This is a genomic window from Actinomadura sp. WAC 06369, from assembly GCF_003947565.1.
Lineage (GTDB): Bacteria > Actinomycetota > Actinomycetes > Streptosporangiales > Streptosporangiaceae > Spirillospora > Spirillospora rifamycini.
The window spans coordinates 21,381-37,577 of the sequence record NZ_QHJN01000040.1 but is presented as its reverse complement, the minus strand read 5'-3'; the positions used below and the strand labels follow the sequence as shown (position 1 = coordinate 37,577).

At 73.4% G+C, this 16,197-nt stretch carries 18 protein-coding genes and 1 riboswitch; of the genes, 7 read left to right on the top strand and 11 right to left on the bottom strand.

The genetic code is table 11. From position 1 onward, the window contains the following. Positions 1-24: 24 nt before the first annotated feature. Positions 25-206: riboswitch (cobalamin riboswitch) on the bottom strand. Positions 207-334: 128 nt separating this feature from the next. Next, a complete protein-coding gene (locus DMH08_RS13750) occupies positions 335-865 on the top strand; it encodes a dihydrofolate reductase family protein (protein ID WP_125614332.1) in 531 nt (176 codons plus the stop codon). Positions 866-869: 4 nt separating this feature from the next. Here the strand turns inward: DMH08_RS13750 and DMH08_RS13745 are convergent, their stop codons facing one another. Then, positions 870-1,436, bottom strand: coding sequence for a suppressor of fused domain protein (locus DMH08_RS13745; RefSeq protein ID WP_125614329.1), 567 nt, complete (start codon positions 1,434-1,436; stop codon positions 870-872). A 32-nt stretch (positions 1,437-1,468) separates the two neighbouring features. Here DMH08_RS13745 and DMH08_RS40095 point away from each other — a divergent pair, with 32 nt between their 5' ends. Then, entirely contained in the window at positions 1,469-1,648 is a 180-nt protein-coding gene (locus DMH08_RS40095) for a hypothetical protein (protein WP_125614326.1), read from the top strand. Positions 1,649-1,861: 213 nt separating this feature from the next. Here the strand turns inward: DMH08_RS40095 and DMH08_RS13735 are convergent, their stop codons facing one another. Together DMH08_RS13735 and DMH08_RS13730 are read right to left on the bottom strand one after the other, a co-directional pair. After that, positions 1,862-2,737: a M48 family metalloprotease gene (locus DMH08_RS13735; RefSeq protein ID WP_026403749.1), complete on the bottom strand. Its 876-nt coding sequence runs from the start codon at positions 2,735-2,737 to the stop codon at positions 1,862-1,864. Next, positions 2,734-3,108 carry a BlaI/MecI/CopY family transcriptional regulator gene (locus DMH08_RS13730; RefSeq protein WP_125614323.1) on the bottom strand — a complete coding sequence of 125 codons (375 nt, stop codon included), beginning with the start codon at positions 3,106-3,108 and terminating at the stop codon, positions 2,734-2,736. The genes DMH08_RS13735 and DMH08_RS13730 overlap by 4 nt, the downstream gene beginning before the upstream one ends. A 163-nt stretch (positions 3,109-3,271) precedes the next feature. On the opposite strand from DMH08_RS13730, the gene DMH08_RS13725 reads away from it, so the two are divergent. Together DMH08_RS13725 and DMH08_RS13720 are read left to right on the top strand one after the other, a co-directional pair. Further along, positions 3,272-4,240, top strand: coding sequence for a sporulation protein (locus DMH08_RS13725; protein WP_125614321.1), 969 nt, complete (start codon positions 3,272-3,274; stop codon positions 4,238-4,240). 73 nt (positions 4,241-4,313) lie between these two features. Then, on the top strand, positions 4,314-5,648 hold the full coding sequence (locus DMH08_RS13720; RefSeq protein ID WP_026403752.1) for a hemolysin family protein: 1,335 nt from the start codon (positions 4,314-4,316) through the stop codon (positions 5,646-5,648). Between the two features lie 18 nt (positions 5,649-5,666). Here DMH08_RS13720 and DMH08_RS13715 read toward each other — a convergent pair whose 3' ends face one another. Continuing rightward, positions 5,667-6,392 (bottom strand): poly(ethylene terephthalate) hydrolase family protein, encoded by a 726-nt coding sequence (locus DMH08_RS13715; RefSeq protein ID WP_125614318.1) that lies wholly within the window; start codon positions 6,390-6,392, stop codon positions 5,667-5,669. 114 nt (positions 6,393-6,506) lie between these two features. Between DMH08_RS13715 and DMH08_RS13710 the strand changes: the two genes are divergently transcribed. Then, entirely contained in the window at positions 6,507-6,890 is a 384-nt protein-coding gene (locus DMH08_RS13710) for a helix-turn-helix domain-containing protein (RefSeq protein WP_026403753.1), read from the top strand. 16 nt (positions 6,891-6,906) lie between these two features. Here the strand turns inward: DMH08_RS13710 and DMH08_RS13705 are convergent, their stop codons facing one another. Continuing rightward, complete coding sequence (locus tag DMH08_RS13705) at positions 6,907-7,509, bottom strand: ClpP family protease (protein ID WP_026403754.1); 603 nt, start codon at positions 7,507-7,509, stop codon at positions 6,907-6,909. After that, complete coding sequence (locus tag DMH08_RS13700; RefSeq protein ID WP_125614315.1) at positions 7,506-8,129, bottom strand: ClpP family protease; 624 nt, start codon at positions 8,127-8,129, stop codon at positions 7,506-7,508. Before DMH08_RS13700 ends, DMH08_RS13705 begins: the two co-directional genes overlap by 4 nt. Positions 8,130-8,565: 436 nt before the next feature. Here DMH08_RS13700 and DMH08_RS13695 point away from each other — a divergent pair, with 436 nt between their 5' ends. Next, a complete protein-coding gene (locus tag DMH08_RS13695) occupies positions 8,566-9,552 on the top strand; it encodes an NBR1-Ig-like domain-containing protein (RefSeq protein WP_125614312.1) in 987 nt (328 codons plus the stop codon). A 24-nt stretch (positions 9,553-9,576) separates the two neighbouring features. On the opposite strand, the gene DMH08_RS40090 is transcribed toward DMH08_RS13695, so the two are convergent. From DMH08_RS40090 to DMH08_RS13670, 5 genes are all read right to left on the bottom strand, one after another. Then, positions 9,577-10,533 carry a peptidase inhibitor family I36 protein gene (locus DMH08_RS40090; RefSeq protein WP_199747774.1) on the bottom strand — a complete coding sequence of 319 codons (957 nt, stop codon included), beginning with the start codon at positions 10,531-10,533 and terminating at the stop codon, positions 9,577-9,579. A gap of 28 nt (positions 10,534-10,561) precedes the next feature. Continuing rightward, positions 10,562-11,449, bottom strand: a complete 888-nt coding sequence (locus tag DMH08_RS13685; protein ID WP_125614309.1) for a peptidase inhibitor family I36 protein — start codon at positions 11,447-11,449, stop codon at positions 10,562-10,564. Between the two features lie 51 nt (positions 11,450-11,500). Continuing rightward, positions 11,501-12,352, bottom strand: a complete 852-nt coding sequence (locus tag DMH08_RS13680; protein WP_125614306.1) for a peptidoglycan-binding domain-containing protein — start codon at positions 12,350-12,352, stop codon at positions 11,501-11,503. Positions 12,353-12,539: 187 nt separating this feature from the next. After that, positions 12,540-13,103: a TetR/AcrR family transcriptional regulator gene (locus tag DMH08_RS13675; RefSeq protein ID WP_026403758.1), complete on the bottom strand. Its 564-nt coding sequence runs from the start codon at positions 13,101-13,103 to the stop codon at positions 12,540-12,542. Continuing rightward, positions 13,096-13,932 (bottom strand): alpha/beta fold hydrolase, encoded by an 837-nt coding sequence (locus DMH08_RS13670; RefSeq protein WP_125614303.1) that lies wholly within the window; start codon positions 13,930-13,932, stop codon positions 13,096-13,098. The genes DMH08_RS13675 and DMH08_RS13670 overlap by 8 nt, the downstream gene beginning before the upstream one ends. A gap of 226 nt (positions 13,933-14,158) precedes the next feature. On the opposite strand from DMH08_RS13670, the gene DMH08_RS13665 reads away from it, so the two are divergent. Next, positions 14,159-16,042, top strand: a complete 1,884-nt coding sequence (locus tag DMH08_RS13665; RefSeq protein WP_125614300.1) for a Na+/H+ antiporter NhaA — start codon at positions 14,159-14,161, stop codon at positions 16,040-16,042. The last annotated feature ends 155 nt before the right edge of the window (positions 16,043-16,197 follow it).

Genomic DNA, 16,197 nt, shown 5'->3' with positions numbered 1-16,197 from the left:
CTCTGGGGAGATCCGCCCCAGTTACCGTGAGGAGGCGACCGCGTGAGTCTCCTGGCTCTCGGGTCGTCGCTCGCCCCGGCCTTCCCGCCCCGGGAGGGGCGGTGGCGTGTTCGGGGTCCGCTCGCCGATCACAGTGGCGGGACCGCGCCGGATTCGCACCGGACTTCCTCGTTCCGCCGTCGCCTACGCGGGCCATTGTGGCACAGCGGGCATCCCACGCCTCTGCGGCACACAAGATGAATGACGCGACCCGCGCGGCCCGTTCCGGGGGCCGGCCGATGAGTTCCGGGCCCCCGCCCGGTCGACCCCTTCGACCATCACGAAAGGAAGAACCGTGGCAAAGCTCCTGTACTCGGCGACGATGTCGCTCGACGGCTTCATCGCGGCACCGGGCGGGGACATGTCCTGGCTGACCGAGCACCTGGCCGCCCCCGACCCGGCGGCCGAGGGGCTCGTCGACCGGATCGGCGCCATCCTCGCCGGGAACGGCACCTACGGCGGCGGCGACCCGAACGAGGGCACCGACAAGGAGGGGGCGTTCGGCGGGCGGTACGACGGGCCGATGGTCGTCCTGACGCACCGGCCCCCGGCGGAGCCCGTCCCGGGGGTCGTCTTCGCCGGCGACCTGCGCACCGCCGTCGCCGAGGCCCGCGCCGCCGCCGGCGACCGCTACGTCAACGTCCTCGGCGCGAACGTCGCCCGGCAGTGCGTCGAGGCCGGAATCCTCGACGAGGTGCTCGTCTTCATCGCCCCCGTCCTCCTCGGGGACGGCGTGCGCCTGTTCGACAGCCCCGGTGGCACGCGCGTCCGGCTGGAACCCCTCAAGGACGAGTCCGCGCACTGGTACCGCGTCGTGTACCCGTGACGCCTCAGACGGCCGACTTCCGGTAGAGGTCGAGGATGTCGGTGCCGTTCAGCCGCCACACCTCCATCAGGCCGGAGAAGCCCTCCTCCTCGTCGCGGACGAACAGGAACTCGGCGTCGGTCATCGGCACCACCGTCACGAACCGGAGCGCGGCCTCACCGGCGGCGTTGCGGAAGTAGGCGAACTCCTTCGGCAGGAGCGGGTGCAGGAAGTGGGCGAAGGCGGAGATCCGGGTGTCGGGGATCAGCGGCTCCGCGTTGCGGTACCCGCCTCCGTAGCCGTGCCCCCGGCCGCTCTTCACCGCGTTCGAGGCGGCGACGTGCGCCAGGTAGCCCGCCTCCGACTCCTGTCCCGGACGCGCCGAGCAGACGATCTCCTCGGGCAGTTCGAACTCCAGGTCCTGGAAGCGGACCCCGGTGGTCGCGGCCGACACCATCTCGAACTCGGGGTGCCGGTGGTAGCCGATCGCGAACCCGCGGTTGAAGCCGAGGACGTCCGGCGGCTCGGCGTGCGTCACGGGGCCGAGGTACCGCTCGGCGTGCTCGAACAGGCCTTCGTAGGGAGACGTCATACGAAAAACCTAGGGGTCGTTCGCGTTCCTTTATGCGCCTTTCCGTGGAAAAGGGCGACGCCCGCGCCGCCCATGGGGACGCCGCCCAGCGCGTGCCAGGTCGAAGGGTCCTGCGCGTCGCGGTCGATCATCACGCCGCCGCCGACCCGGGCGAACTCGTCCATCCGCGCGCGGATGAGGGCCTGCACTTCGGCGTCGCGATCCGGCGTTGAGGAACACCGCGTCGGCGGTGATCCGCAGGTGCTCCCGGACGGCGCCGCCGCCGGTCGATGCCGGGTGCGGGGGCGGGCGAGATGTCGTTCACCGGCGCGCCTACCGCAGGGCGCTTCCGTCCAGCAGGTCGAGGGCGGAGCGGTGGTCGGTCTTGCGGGCCTCGCCGGCGCCGCCGCGCCGCGGTCCCATGCGGCGTCGCCTTCCTTCGGGGGTCAGAGGATGGCCAGGCCGAGGGCGTGGTCGAGCTGCCAGGCGGTCGACGCCAGGACGCCCGTGCACAGGCCCGCGCCGGTGAGGACGACGGGGCCGGTGACGGTGTTCTTGGCGGGGGCGGAGCGGAGCAGCGCCTGGACGCGCTGGACGACGCCGGAGTCGGTGAACGCGGAGAGCGGCGGCGGGGACGCGTCGCCGGACGGGCGGGCGAGGGCGACCCGCGCGATGGTGCGGGCGACGAGCTCGCGGTCGCCGACGGCCTCGGCGGCGTCCTCGTCCGCCCAGCGCTCCAGGTGGAAGCGGAGCCGCCCGTTGAGCCGCCGCAGGAACGGCAGGGTGCCCGCGGCGAGCGCGCCGGCGGCGAGGTAGTGGTGGTGGCGGTGCCGCAGGTGGGACGCCTCGTGGTGCAGCACCGCGCGCAGTTCGGCCGGGTCGAGGAGCGCCAGCAGCCCGCGGGAGACCAGGACGCCGCGGCCGGGGACGGCCAGCGCCAGCGGCACGTCGGAGTCGGCGATCGAGCGGGCGCCGCGCGCGGCGCGGCGGACCTCGGCGGCCCAGCGGGACGCGAGCCGGGCGGCGGCGAGGACGCACAGGCAGGTGAGCGCGCAGGCGGGGGCGCCGAGGGCGGCGTGCACCGGGCGGTCGTCGCCGAACAGCGCCCACTCGGGCAGCCGGTCGGCGGCGTGCGGGAACAGGGTGGCCGCGTAGTTGAGGCTGATGAACAGCAGCGTCCCGATGACGGTCGTCACGGCCATGCCCGCGACCGTGGCGAGCAGCCGCGCCGTCCAGGACGGGTGGAGCGGCAGCGGGACGGCGCTCAGCGCGGCGCCGAGCGCGAGCACCAGCGTGGCGGGCAGGAGCGTCAGCCAGATCACGCGGATTCTCCGGGGGAGCGGCGGGGGTCGGCGAGGACGGCGCGCAGGGCGCGCTCCTCGTCGGCGGTGAGGTCCTGCACGAACCGGCTGAGGACGCTGGACGGGTCGCTGGCGAGGCGCAGGTGGTCGCGCATCCGGTCGGCGACGAGCCGGGACTCGTCGACCGCCGGCCGGTACCGGTAGTGGCGGCCCTGCCGCGCACGGGTGACGAGGTGCTTGGCGTGCAGCCGGAACAGGATGGTGTTGATCGTGGTGTAGGCGGGGTCGCCGGGGATGCGGTCGCGCAGTTCGGCCGTGCTGACCGGGCCGTCCGCGGCGGCGAGCGCGGCCAGCACCTCGGCCTCCAGATGTCCCAGCGCGCGTCGCGCCACCGGCCGCACCTCCCTCGTCCGTCGGGCGCTGCGCCCGTTCCGGAAGCTTAATCGTGCCCGTTGCCCGCGGGGATTCACGAGACTGGAAACTACACTTGTAATAACGTTGCCCCGGGAGACGCCGGCGGCGGAGCCGGCGTCGCGCGGCGCGAAGGAAGGCGTTGTGGGGTTCAAGAAGATGCTGGGCGCGTTCGGGGTGGGCGGCCCGAAGGTCGACACCGTGCTCACCGAACCGCGCCGCCGTCCCGGCGAGACCCTGGCGGGCGAGGTGCGCATCACCGCCGCCGACTACGCCGTGGACGTCCAGCGGGTGTCGCTGGGCCTGGTCGCGCGGGTCGAGGTCGAGCACGGGGACGGCGAGTCGGCGGGCGCCCTGGAGTTCGGCCGCGCGGACGCGGCGGGGGCGTTCCGGCTGGAGGCCGGGGAGGACCGCGTCCTCCCGTTCGAGCTGGCGCTGCCGTGGGAGGCGCCGATCACCGAGGTGCACGGGCATCCGCTGCACGGCATGGCGCTGGGGGTGCGCACCGAGCTGGCGCTGGCGAAGGCCGTCGACAAGGGCGACCTGGACCCGGTCGCGGTGGTCCCGCTGCCGTCGCAGGAGCGCGTGCTGGACGCCTTCGACCGGCTCGGCTTCGGGTTCAAGGGCGCCGACCTCGAGTACGGCCGCCTCCACGGCGTGGACCAGGAGCTGCCGTTCTACCAGGAGATCGAGTTCTCCGCGCCGCCCGCGTACGCGGGCCGGATCGGCGAGGTGGAGCTGACGTTCGTCGCCGACCCGGTCGGCATGGCGGTGGTGCTGGAGGCCGACCGGCGCGGCGGCCTGTTCGGCTCGTCCGACCAGGTCTTCCGGCTGCGCGTCGGCCACGAGGAGGCGGTGTCCCTCGACTGGACGGCCGAGCTGGCCCGCTGGCTGGACGACCTGACCGGCGGGCCGTCCGGCCACCGCGCCGGGTACGCGGACCACCACGGCCACGGCGGGGACAAAGGGCACGGGCACGGCGGCGGTCCGGGCTGGGCGGGCGTCGCCGCCGGGGCGGCGGTGGGCGTCGCCGCCGGGGTCGCCGGCGGCATGATCGCCGGCGAGGTGCTGGAGGAGGTCTTCGAGGACGACGAGGGCGACGAGGAGGACTGAGCGCCCGCGCCGGGACCCCATCGGCTACACGTGTAGTTTGTCTGGGTCGGCGTAGGCGGGTGAACGGGAAGTCATGGGCGATTACTGGGTGAACATCGCGCTGGTCGCGGTCCTCGTGCTGCTGAACGCGGTGTTCGCCGGGAGCGAGATCGCACTGATCTCCCTGCGCGAGGGCCAGCTCCGGCAGCTCGACCGCCGCGGCGGCGCCGCCGCGCGCACCCTGGTGCGGCTGGCCCGCGACCCCAACCGGTTCCTCGCCACCATCCAGGTCGGCATCACGCTGGCGGGCTTCCTGGCCTCGGCCGCCGCGGCGGTGTCGCTGGCCGAGCCGCTCGTGGCGCCGCTGGGGTTCCTCGGCGGCGCGGCCGAACCGGTCGCGATCGCCCTGGTCACGGTGGTGCTGTCGTTCGTCACCCTGGTCTTCGGGGAGCTGGCGCCCAAGCGGCTCGCCATGCAGTTCGCCGAGCGCTGGGCGATGCTCGTCGCCCGCCCGCTGGACGTCCTGTCGCTGGTCTCCCGCCCGGCCATCTGGGCCCTCGGGGCGTCCACCGACCTGGTGGTGCGGACGCTCGGCGGCGACCCGCGCGCCGACAAGGAGCAGCTCAGCCCGGAAGAGCTGCGGGACCTGGTGGCGGGGCACCGCGGGCTCACCGCCGAGCAGCGGCAGATCATCTCCGGCGCGCTGGAGATCCACGAGCGGACGCTCCGCGAGGTGCTGCGCCCGCGCCGCGAGGTGTTCACCCTGCCGGACGACCAGCCGACCGGGCGGGCGCGCACCGCGCTGGCCGAGTCGGGGCACTCGCGGGCCCCGGTCATCGCGGCGGGGGAGCTGGACGACGTCGTCGGCATCGCGAACCTGCGCGACCTGACGACCGGCGACCCGGCGGCCCCCGTCGCGGCGCTGGCCCGCCCGGCGGTCGTCTTCCCCGACTCGGTGCGGGTGTCGGAGGCGCTACGCCGGTTCAAGGCCGAGCACCAGCAGCTCGCGCTCGTCGTGGACGAGCACGGCGGCGTCGAGGGCATCGTCACCCTGGAGGACCTGCTGGAGGAGATCGTCGGGGAGATCTACGACGAGACCGACCGCGACGTGCTGGCCGTGCGGACCGAGCCGGACGGGGCGCTGCTGCTCCCGGGCACGTTCCCGATCCACGACCTCCCCGACCTCGGCGTGGAGGTGGCCGACCCGCCCGCCGGGGACTACACCACCGTCGCCGGGCTCGTCCTCGCGAAGCTGCGCCGCGTCCCCGAACGGCCCGGCGACCGCGTCGGCGTCTCCGGCTGGACGATCGAGGTCACCGACGTCGACCGGCACGCGATCACGGGCGTGCGGATGCGTCCCGTCCGGAAGTCCGCCGGACGGCGCGACGCCGCCGACACAGCCGACCCGGCGGACCGGGGCGACCGGTAGGGCGTGCGGCAGGCGGCGTCACCAGTTCTTGTACCGGACGTCGCCCAGGCCGCAGAACGTGCAGGCCCCGCTCAGGAAGTCCTCCGTGCGGCGGAACTCCTCGTCCGCCAGATGCCACCGCAGCCACGCCGTGATGATGTGCTGCCCGTTGCGCGTGGCGAGGATGTGGTCGGTGTCGTCCAGGATGTTGAACCAGACCGGGACGTCCGTGTTCGCGTAGTCCCGCTCGATGTTGCCGGTGGCGAAGTCGCTGTCGCCGCCGATGTAGAGCGCGGGCTTCCGCAGGTTGTCCGGGCCGTTCCCGTCGAAGGACCCGCCGGCCACGTGGACCGTCGTCGCCGGCCGCGGGTCGTCCGCCGCGTCGAACGTCCCGATCGACCCGCGCGAATGCCCGCCGAACGCGATCTCCGACGTGTCGAGGTCCTGGTAGAGCGGGCTGAGCGGGCTCGAGTTCTGCCGCTCCAGCCAGTCGAGGGCCTCGACCATGTAGGCGCCGCTGCTGGACGACACCTCGCTGTAGACGACGAACCCGTGCGAGGCCCACTGGCGCAGCATGTCCGCGTAGTCGGACGGGTCGGACCCCGCGCCCGGACCCCACACGAAGACCGGGTGGTCCACGCCGTCCGCGCCCGCGTTCGCCGGGTACACGAGCCACCCGTCGTTCCCGGGGCCCGCGGACTCGTCGACCGCCACCGCGTACGGGCCGGGGGTGATCCCTTCTGGCCGGGAACCGGACGCCGCCAAGTCAAACCGCGATCCCGCCGCCGGGAATCGGGGAAATCGCCGGTGCGCGCCCCGGCCGTTCAGCGGTGGGCGGAAGGGATGGGCCCGGCGCCGCCGCCGACTTACGATGTGCGCATGGCCGAGAGCATCCGACCGGACGAGACGCCGCACGAGCGGACCGCGACGCGACCGGCGGCGGAGCCGCTGTGGCGCGCCGCGCTCGGCTCGTGCCTGCGGAGCCTGCGCCTGGAGCGCGGAGAGATCCTGGTGGAGACCGCGCGCCGCGCCGGGGTCTCGCCGCAGTACCTCTCCGAGATCGAGCGCGGTGTCAAGGAGCCGTCGAGCGAGATGATCGCCGCGGTCGCCGGCGCCCTGGACACCACCCTCGCCGACCTGACCCTCGCCGTCGCGACGAGCCTGCTGGCCGTCCCGGCCGGCACCGCCCTCCCGGGAGCGGCGCGGGCCGGATCCGCCCCGGCGGGCCCGACCTGCAGCGCCGCCTACGCGCTGGCCGCCTGACCGGCCCGCGCGGTCCCTACACCGGGAGCGGCCTGCGCTCCTCGAGCACGTGGTCGAGGAGGCCGTAGCCCAGCGCGGCCTCCGCGGTGAACACGCGGTCGCGGTCGGTGTCGGCCCGCAGCGTCGCGGTGTCCTGGCCGGTGTGCCGGGACAGGATGCGCTCGATCTCCGCGCGCACCCGCACCACCTCGTCCGCCTGGAGGATGAGGTCCGGGATCGCCCCGCGCCCCTGCCCCATCGGCTGGTGCAGGACGACCCGGGTGTGCGGCAGCGCGGCGCGCTTGCCGGGGGCGCCCGCGGCGAGGAGCACGGCGCCGACGGCGACCGCCTGCCCCACGCACGTCGTCGCCACCTGCGGGCGGATGTAGCGGAGCGTGTCGTACACGGCGAGCATCGCGCTCGGGTCGCCGCCCTCGCAGTTGATGTAGAGCTGGATGTCGCTTTCGGGGCTGTCGGCCTCCAGGTACAGCAGCTGCGCGACGAGCGCGTTCGCGACGCCCGCGTCGATGGCGGTGCCGAGATAGATGATCCGCTCCGTCAGCAGGTGCGAGTAGACGTCCATGATGCGCTCGCCGCGGGAGTCCCGCGCGATGACGTTCGGGATCGTGTAGGTGCTCATCGGGCGCCTCCTTCCGGGCGGAGCCCGGCGGGCCGGCGGCCGGCCGGCGCGATCTCCTCGAAGTCGCCGACGACGGCGTCGACGAACCCGTACTCCAGCGCCTCCCGCGCCGTGTACCAGCGGTCGTGCAGCGAGTCCTCGAAGACCCGCTCGATGGGCTGGCCGGTGTCCTCGGCGATGAGCCCGAGGACCGTGTCGCGGGTGTGGCGCAGGTCGCCGGCCTGCAGCTCGATGTCGACGGCGGCGCCGGCGATCCCGGCGGAGCCCTGGTGCATCAGCACGCGGGCGTGCGGCATCGCGCGGCGCTTGCCGCGGGTTCCGGACGACAGCAGGAACTGGCCCGCGCTGTAGGCGATGCCGAGCACCAGCGTGGACACGTCGCACGGGACGAGCCGCATCACGTCGCGGATCGCGAGCATCGACGGCACCGACCCGCCGGGGGAGTGGATCCACAGCGCGATGTCGGACTTCGCGTCCTCCCGCGCCAGCGTGATCAGCTGGGTGGCCAGCAGCGTGCCGTTGTCGTCGTCCAGGGGGCCGTCGAGGACGAGGACGCGCTGCCCGTAGAGCTCGTTCCGGACGCGTTCGTTGAACAACGGGATTTTCTGTTCCTCGCTCATGCCCTTCACTGTGCGGCGGCGCGGGCACCGCGCCCACCCCGATCCGCCCACGGCGGATCTGCTCTCAGCAGCGCGGCCGCGGCTCCGCTCCACTCGGTCTCATTTCCGTCCCATTTCGACAGACCCCTTCCCTTTCGCCGACAATGCCGGTCGGGTGCCGGCGTCTCGCCGCCGGGACGTCCATGACCTGCGCGTTCTTTCCGGCCACCGATCCTTCACGCGCGGGAAACCGTTCTGCCTTGTCCCGGACCCCGCAGTTACCGATCCGGGCTTGAGTGATCACCATGGGCGCTGTTAGCTTCACCCGGTGGACGACAAGCGTGCACAGGCGGCGATCGCGGATTTCGCGAGGGCTCTGCGCGAGTTGCGCAACTCGGTCGGCAATCCGCCTTTCCGGGAGATGTCGGGCCGGTCAGGGGCCATCTCCCATACGACGTTGCACGAAGCCACGAAGGGGAACAAACTCCCGAGCTGGGGCACCACCGCCGAGTTCGTCAAGGCGTGCGGCGGCGACCCGGCCGCGTACCGCGACCGCTGGGAGACCGCGAACCGGACGGTCCGGTCCGCGCCCGCGAAGGGCGCCGCGGCCTCCGCGGACGCCCCGGCCGCCGAAGCCGTCCGGGACGCGGACACCGCCCGAGAGGCGGACGTCCCGCACGACGCCCAAGCGGTGCGGGACGCGGACGCCGTGCGGGACGCGGACGCCGTGCGGGACGCGGACGCGCCGCGAACGCCCCCGCCGCCGCCCGGCGAGACCGCGGGCGGGGCGGGCGACGGCGTGCGGGCCGTCCCGGTGGCCGGGCGGCGGGGACGCCTCCGGCCGAGCCGCGCCGCCGCCGCGGCGCTCGCCACCGCGGCCGTCGGGATGGGCACGGTGGCGCTCGTCGTGGTCGTCGTCAACCGCGGTTCCGCCGCGGACGGGAACGGTCCGGGGGCGTCCGGCGCCCGGCCGGCGAAGGCCGCGCCGTCCCCGACCGACTGCCCGGTCCGCACCACCAACCCGCCGCCGGCCCCGCCCCTGCACAAGGGGGACGCGGCCACGTTCATCACGGACGTCACGCTGCCCGACTGCACGCGCGTCGGCGCCCGCAGGACCGTGGCGAAGGTGTGGCGGATCAAGAACAGCGGGAGCGTGCCGTGGGAGGGGTATTCGCTGCGCCGCCTCGACCTGCCGCAGCGCGCCGACCAATGCCAGACCATCTCCGACGTGCCGATCGACGACACGGGGCCCGGTGAAATGGTCGACATCCGGGTCGACATCACGACCCCCAAGAAGCCGGGTTTATGTTACGTGCGCTTCAAGATGGTGGACTCCGCCGGAAAAGTGGTGTTTCCCGGGAGTCGGCCGGTCAACTTCCAGGTCATCGTCCAGGGGCCCCGGTTCCCCGTCGTGGACGACACGACGGGGAACCGGGGCCCGTGATCGGCGGATCAGGGAATCGGGGGATCAGGAAAGAACGATCCCGCTGTAGTAGGCCTTGAGGATCCTGGAGTGGCTCCAGCCCGCGTTGGCCTTGTCACGGGAGCCGTACTGCGACATCCAGTCGCCGGTGACCCAGGCGCCGCAGGCCGTCGTCGTGGAGCAGTAGTGCGCCTGGAGGATCTTCCCGCTCCGGGTCATCCGGGTGTTCCACGTCGCGTCCACCGCGGCGCTCGTCGACGCCTTCGCCGAGCCCGGCTTGTACACCTGGCTGGACGTGCTGTCGTAGACGTCGAAGCACTGGCCGCTCGGCGTCTTGCGCGTCGAGTGCAGCGCCCAGTACCAGCCGAAGTGCTTGACCGCCATCGCCCCGGCCCGCAGGGACTCCGTCGGCCAGCTCGTGATCCACTCGTTGGGCAGGACGTTCTTGACGTACGTCTTGAAGTCGACCCGGTCCACCCGGTTCAGCGACACCCGGTACACCAGGATCGTCGTGGGCAGTTTGGTGTGCGTCCCGTCGGTCTTGCATCCGGTCGGCGGGGTCGAGCCCAGGAACGCGTGCGAGGCGTTCTGGTTCTTGAGGGTGGCGTTCAGGTTGCCCTTGGTCCCGGGCTTGAAGTCCTGGTAGGCGCCGCCGTAGTTGCTGTTGTAGTAGACCCGGACGGTCTTGCCGCTGCGGTTCCAGGCGGACGCGGCCTCGTTCTTGATGCACTGGCCCTTGCCGTTGCCCGTGCCCTTGAAGTCGTAGCAGGAGGGCTGCTCGGTGCCGTAGTCGGCGAGCGAGCCGGTGAAGTCCGACACCGATCCCGCGTTGTTGCTGTTGAAGTAGTAGCAGAACTCGCCGCTCTCGCAGACGCCGTTGCGGGCCGCCGCCGACGCGGTGGTCGCCGGGACGAGGACCGCCCCGCCGAGCAGCACCGCGGCGGCCGCCGCGACGAGCCTCGGGACGAGTCGCGGAGCGAGCCGTCCGGTTCGTGTCGACACAGTCGTCATCCTCTTCCGCCGGGCCGCGTTATCGGACGTTGTAGCCCTGCGAGCGCCAGAACGAGTTCGGGTTCGGGTTGTCGAGGACCGGGTCGCCGACGCTCTTCGCCGCGTGCGTCTGCCGTCCCGGACGCATCTCGACGTGCGTGTGGGCGCCCGAGCTGGACGACACCCCGCGCCACGCCTCGTCCGCGATGACCTGGCCGCGGCTGATCGAGTCGCCCACGCTCACCCCGGACCGCGGCGCCGTGTGCAGGTAGATCACCGTCTTGTTGAGCGAGGAGTTGTAGACGGAGACGGTGGAGAGCCCGCCGCTGCCGTTGGCCCCGCGCGCGACGTAGATGACCTTGCCGCTCGTCAGGGCGTGGACGTCCGAGCCGATGCCGCGGGCGAAGTCGATGCCCTCGTGCCGGCCGGGCGTGCTCTCGTAGCCGTCGAAGCCGGCGGTGATCCGGCCGCCGCTCGCCTTGTACAGCGCGTACGACATGTTCGTCCGCGCCGACGGCGAGAACTCGTGCGAGGCGTTGTTGTTCTTGAGGGTGGCGTTCAGGTTGCCCTTGGCGCCCGCCTTGAAGTCCTGGTAGGCGCCCCCGTAGTTGCTGTTGTAGTAGACCCGGACGGTCTTGGTGCTGCGGTTCCACACCGAGGCGGCCTCGTTCTTAATGCACAGGCCCTTGCCGTTGCCGGCGCCCTTGAAGTCGTAGCAGGAGGGCTGCTCGGTGCCGTAGTTGGCGAGCGAGCCGGTGAAGTCCGACACCGACCCCGCGTTGTTGCTGTTGTAGTAGTAACAGAACTCGCCGCTCTCGCACACACCGTTGCGGGCGGCCGCCGAGGCGGGCGCCGCGAGGGCGGACGCCGCGCCGCCGAGCGCGATCGCGGCGGTGGACAGGGTGAGGATCCTGGTGAACGTGCTCATGCTGGTCTCCTTCTGTTCGCGGAACTGCGACTGCGGAACGGGTGGGCGGGGTCAGCGGCGGCGGTACTCCTCCCAGGTGCGGATGGTCACCTTCGGGCCGTCGTCGGGGCCGCGGGCGGCGAGCCCGTCCAGGCCGAGGTAGTAGTCGCCCACCTGGTGCTGGGCCTGGCTGGAGAGGTCGGTGTCGCTGATGGCGGCGGCGTGGATGTGCCACGGCCAGTCGCCCTGCCGCGGGCTGCGCACCCAGGCCGCGAAGCCGACCCGGCGCAGCGCGCGGGCGGCCGCGGTGCGGTCGGCGGGCGTCATCCCCGCGACCGAGAGGTCGACGACGCCGCCGCCGTCGTGCGTGCCCGCGGACGTGGGGTCGCCGCCGGGGTTGTAGGAGCCCTGCTCGATGACGAACGCGCGGCCGAACAGCCGCTCCGCCTCGGCGAGCATGCTCCGCGTCCGCGTGTTGAGGACGACGCCGCCGTCGGACACCCGGTCGCCCGGCGTGAGGGTGCGGGTGACCCGGAAGCGGTCGGTGCCGAGCTTGGCGAGCGACGTCTTCCCCGGCAGGCCGTTGGCGTCGAGGCCGGTGTAGCCGAGCGACTTCTGGTACTTCGCGTACGCGGCGATCGTCGTGGTGCCGAAGTACCCGTCGACCCAGCGCGGGTCGAGCAGGTCCCGGTCTCGCAGCGCCTGCTCGACGAGCAGCACGCTCGCCTCGGCGCCGGGCGTCCGGGTGTCGTCGGCCCTGCGCGGGTCGATCTGGGCCGCCTTGACGGTGGCCTCCATGTCGACGCTCGGCAGGGCGGCGGCCCGCGCGGCGGGCGTCCCGTGCGTCGCGAGCGGAAGGGCGAGCAGCCCGGCCGCGGCGAGCGCGGCGGCGGCGATGGCGGACGGTGTGAAGGGCAGCTTCATCGGTTCCCCTGGATGCGGGAGCTGGGGGCGAAGCCCATGGCGGAACCACCGTCACCGACCGCTCGCCGATCCACAAGAAGATCGTTGTTGTCAGCTTGTCCGCAGTGCCCTTCCGTACAGCCGCGCGCGCCGTCTGACAGCGGAAACCCCTGTCGGGGCGGGGATCGACGCCGCGGCGCGGACGCTGTCAGAGGTCGCGCAGGCCGCGGTCGGCGAAGTCGATCAGCCATTCGAAGCTCTCGTCGACGTCGGCGCTCCACTGGAAGCCGCCTCCCGACTGGAGCGTGGCGAAGCCGTGGAAGAGGCTGCGGAGCAGCCGCAGGGCGTGGTCCACGTCGGCCTCCCGGACCTCGTAGCCGCGCAGGACCGCCATGAACGCGCCGAGCAGCTTCGCGCCCGCGGCGGCCAGCGGGTCGTCCGGGCCGGACGGCTCCACGCCGATCGTCGCCGCGTACCGGCCGGGGTGCTCGACGACGAACGCGCGGAACGCGCGCGCGGCGGCGGCGAGGGCGTCGCGGCCCGCGTAGCCCCGGACCGCGTCGCCGACGGCGTCGGCCGCCTCGGTCAGCGCCAGCGCCGCGATGCGCCGGTTGAGGTCCTCCTGGCCGTCCACGTGCTTGTACAGGGACGGCGTCCGCACGCCGACCCGCGCGGCGACCAGGCTCATCGTCAGGCCGCCGAAGCCGACCTCGTCGGCGAGGGCCGCGCCCGCCGCGACGACGGCCGCCGCGTCCAGCCCGGCCCTAGGCACGGGCGTCCGCCTCGCGGAGGAAGTCGAGCACCAGCGCGGCCGTCTGGTCGGGGAACTGGTCGTGGGGGTAGTGCCCGGCGCCCTCGATCATCTCGAGCCGGCCGAGGCCGGACGGGAGGGCGGCCACGATCGCCTCCCCTTCGGCGCGCGGGTCCGCCCAGTCGGGGTCGAGGGTGCCCATCACCACGAGGACCGGGCCGCGGACGCCGCCGAGGTGCTCGCCCGCGTCGGTCGGGGCGCTGCGTCCCATGCGCTGCATGGCCTTCATCCGGCCCGGCTCGCGCATCAGGGCGTCGATGCGGCGGATCCGCTCGTCCCAGTCGTCCGGCTTGGTGCCCGGGTAGGCGACGTCGAGGTAGGAGCGCCACAGCGGCAGGCTGCCGAGGGCGCCGGCGCCGAGCAGCCGCAGCATGCCGCGCCTGAACCGCTTGACCCGCAGGTCGCCGGGCCGGACGGACTGCTTGCGGGTGAACGGCGCCAGCTCGACGACGGCGGTGATCAGCTCGGGCTCCAGCGCGGCGGCGATGGTGGCGGCGCCGCCGGAGACCGAGTGGCCGACGAGGACGGCCGGGCCGCCCAGGTGGCGGATCAGGGCGAGCAGGTCGCCGGCGATGGCGGTGCGGCTCCAGTCGGACCAGTCGACGCTGGACTCGCCGCAGCCGCGCAGGTCGACCGCGGCGACCCGGTGGCCGGCCGCCACCAGGGCCGGGATCATCGCGCGGTACGCGGCGCGGCTGTCGCCCATGCCGTGGGCGAGGACGATCAGCGGGCCGGAACCCGTCACGTCGTAGGCGATCGTGCCGCCGTCGACGGCGAGGTACTCGGTCATGGCGCCTCCTTGGCTAAGAGCGTTAGCTAAAAGCTAATGTCATTCGCCAACGGTGTCAACATCCGGCGGGTCATGTTCGGCGGGTCATGTTCGGCGGGGATGCGGGAAGGGGTCCACGCGGTGATCGCCGCGGGGACCCGGCGGCGGACGGACGGGCGCGGCGGCGCCCGGAAGGGGGACATGCTCATGGCGGACCGTGCGCCGAGCGGCGGTTGAGCGTCCGGCCATGGCGCGCGGATCCGGCGACTACACGGGGCGGACGCAGTGCGGCGGCGCCGCCCGCACCCCGCTGCGCGACTTCCTGCGCACGGAGACCGGGAGCGCGGCCGTCCTGGTCGCGGCGGCCGCCGCCGCGCTCGTGTGGGCCAACGCGGCGCCCGCGGCGTACGAGGCGTTCTGGGGGACGCACCTGTCCGTCCGGCTCGGCGCGTACGGGATCTCGCTCGACCTGACCGAATGGGTCAACAGCGGGCTCATGACCCTGTTCTTCTTCGTGGTCGGGCTGGAGGCCCGCCGCGAGTTCGACCTGGGGGAGCTGCGCGAGCGCAGAAGGCTGACCCTGCCGCTCGCCGCCGGGCTCACCGGCATGGTCGTGCCGATCGCCCTCTATCTCGCGATCAACGCGGGGCACGGCACGGAGGGCGGGTGGGGCGTGGCGATGTCCACCGACACCGCGTTCGCCCTCGGCCTGCTGGCCGTCGTCGGCCGCCGCCTGCCGCCGGGCCTGCGGGTGTTCATCCTCACGATGAGCGTCGTCGACGACTTCCTGGCCCTCGGCGTCATCGCCGTCGCCTACGGCGACCGCCTCTCCGTGCCCGCGCTCGCCGCCGCCGCCGTCACGTTCGCCGTCATCCTGGGCGTGCGGCGCCTCGGCGTGCGGCGGGGCACGGTCTACGCGCCGCTGGGCGTGGTCATGTGGGCGGCGCTCCTCGAATCGGGCATCGACCCGATCGTGACCGGGCTGGTCATGGGGCTGCTCACCTACGCCTACCCGGCGCAGCGCGCCGACCTGGAGCGGGCCAGCGGGCTGTTCCGGCTGTTCCGCGAGCAGCCCACCCCCGAACTCGAACGGGACGTGCGCGCCCGCATCGCGTCGGCGATCTCCCCGAACGACCGCCTCCAGCGCCTGTACCACCCGTGGACGAGCTACGTGATCGTCCCGGTGTTCGCGCTGGCCAACGCCGGGATCCACGTCGGCGGCGGCGAGCTCGCGCGGGCCTTCACGTCGCCGGTGACCCTCGGCGTCCTCATCGGGTACGCCGTCGGCAAGCCGCTCGGCGTCGTCGCCGCGGCCGCGCTGACCACCGCCGCGTCCCGCGGGCGGGTCCGGATCCCGGTCGGCTGGGGGGCGCTGACCGCCGGCGGCACGCTGTCCGCGGCAGGGTTCACGGTCTCCCTCCTCATCGCGACGCACGCCTTCGAGGGCGAGGTGCTGGACGACGCGAAGATCGGCGTCCTGAGCACCCTCGCGGCCGCGTTCCTGACCTCCCGGCTCGTCACCGCCGTCCTCGCCGCGCTGCCGCCCGGGCTGCGGCTCCGGGCGCTGCTGGGGCGGGCGGAGGCGATCGTCGACCTGGCCGTGCCCGTCGACCCCGAGCGCGACCACGTGCGCGGGCCGCGGCACGCCCCGGTGACGATCGTCGAGTACGGCGACTACGAGTGCCCGTACTGCGGCCGCGCCGAACCGGTCGTCCGCGGGCTCCTCGCGGACTTCGGGGACGAGGTCCGGTACGTCTGGCGGCACCTGCCGCTGACCGACGTCCACCTCCACGCCCAGCTCGCCGCCGAGGCCGCGGAGGCCGCCGCGCGCCAGGGCCGCTTCTGGGAGATGCACGACGCGCTGCTCGCCGACCAGGGCGACCTGCAAGCCGACGACCTGCGCGGGCACGCGACCCGCGTCGGCCTGGACCTCGCGCGTTTCGCCCGGGACATGGACGCCCGCGCCGGGGCCGCGCACGTCGCCGCGGACATCGAGTCGGCCGACCTCAGCACCGTCGCGGGCACGCCCACCTTCTTCGTCAACGGGCGGCGGCACCACGGCGCCTACGACATCGCGAGCCTGTCCGCCGCGATCCGCGCCGCTCGCGCGCGCGCCGCCCTTTCGGACTGACGGGCAAAGATCGGGAAGAACATCCGGCGGGTGGGTGTTGGTAAGTCCTTGGAAGGCACTTGACCAGGGAAAAGATCGCTTTTGACTTGGTTTGCTTTCCCGGGGATGGTTGGTACCTTCGACCTGAACCACGCGGCACTTCGAGTGCCGCGGTC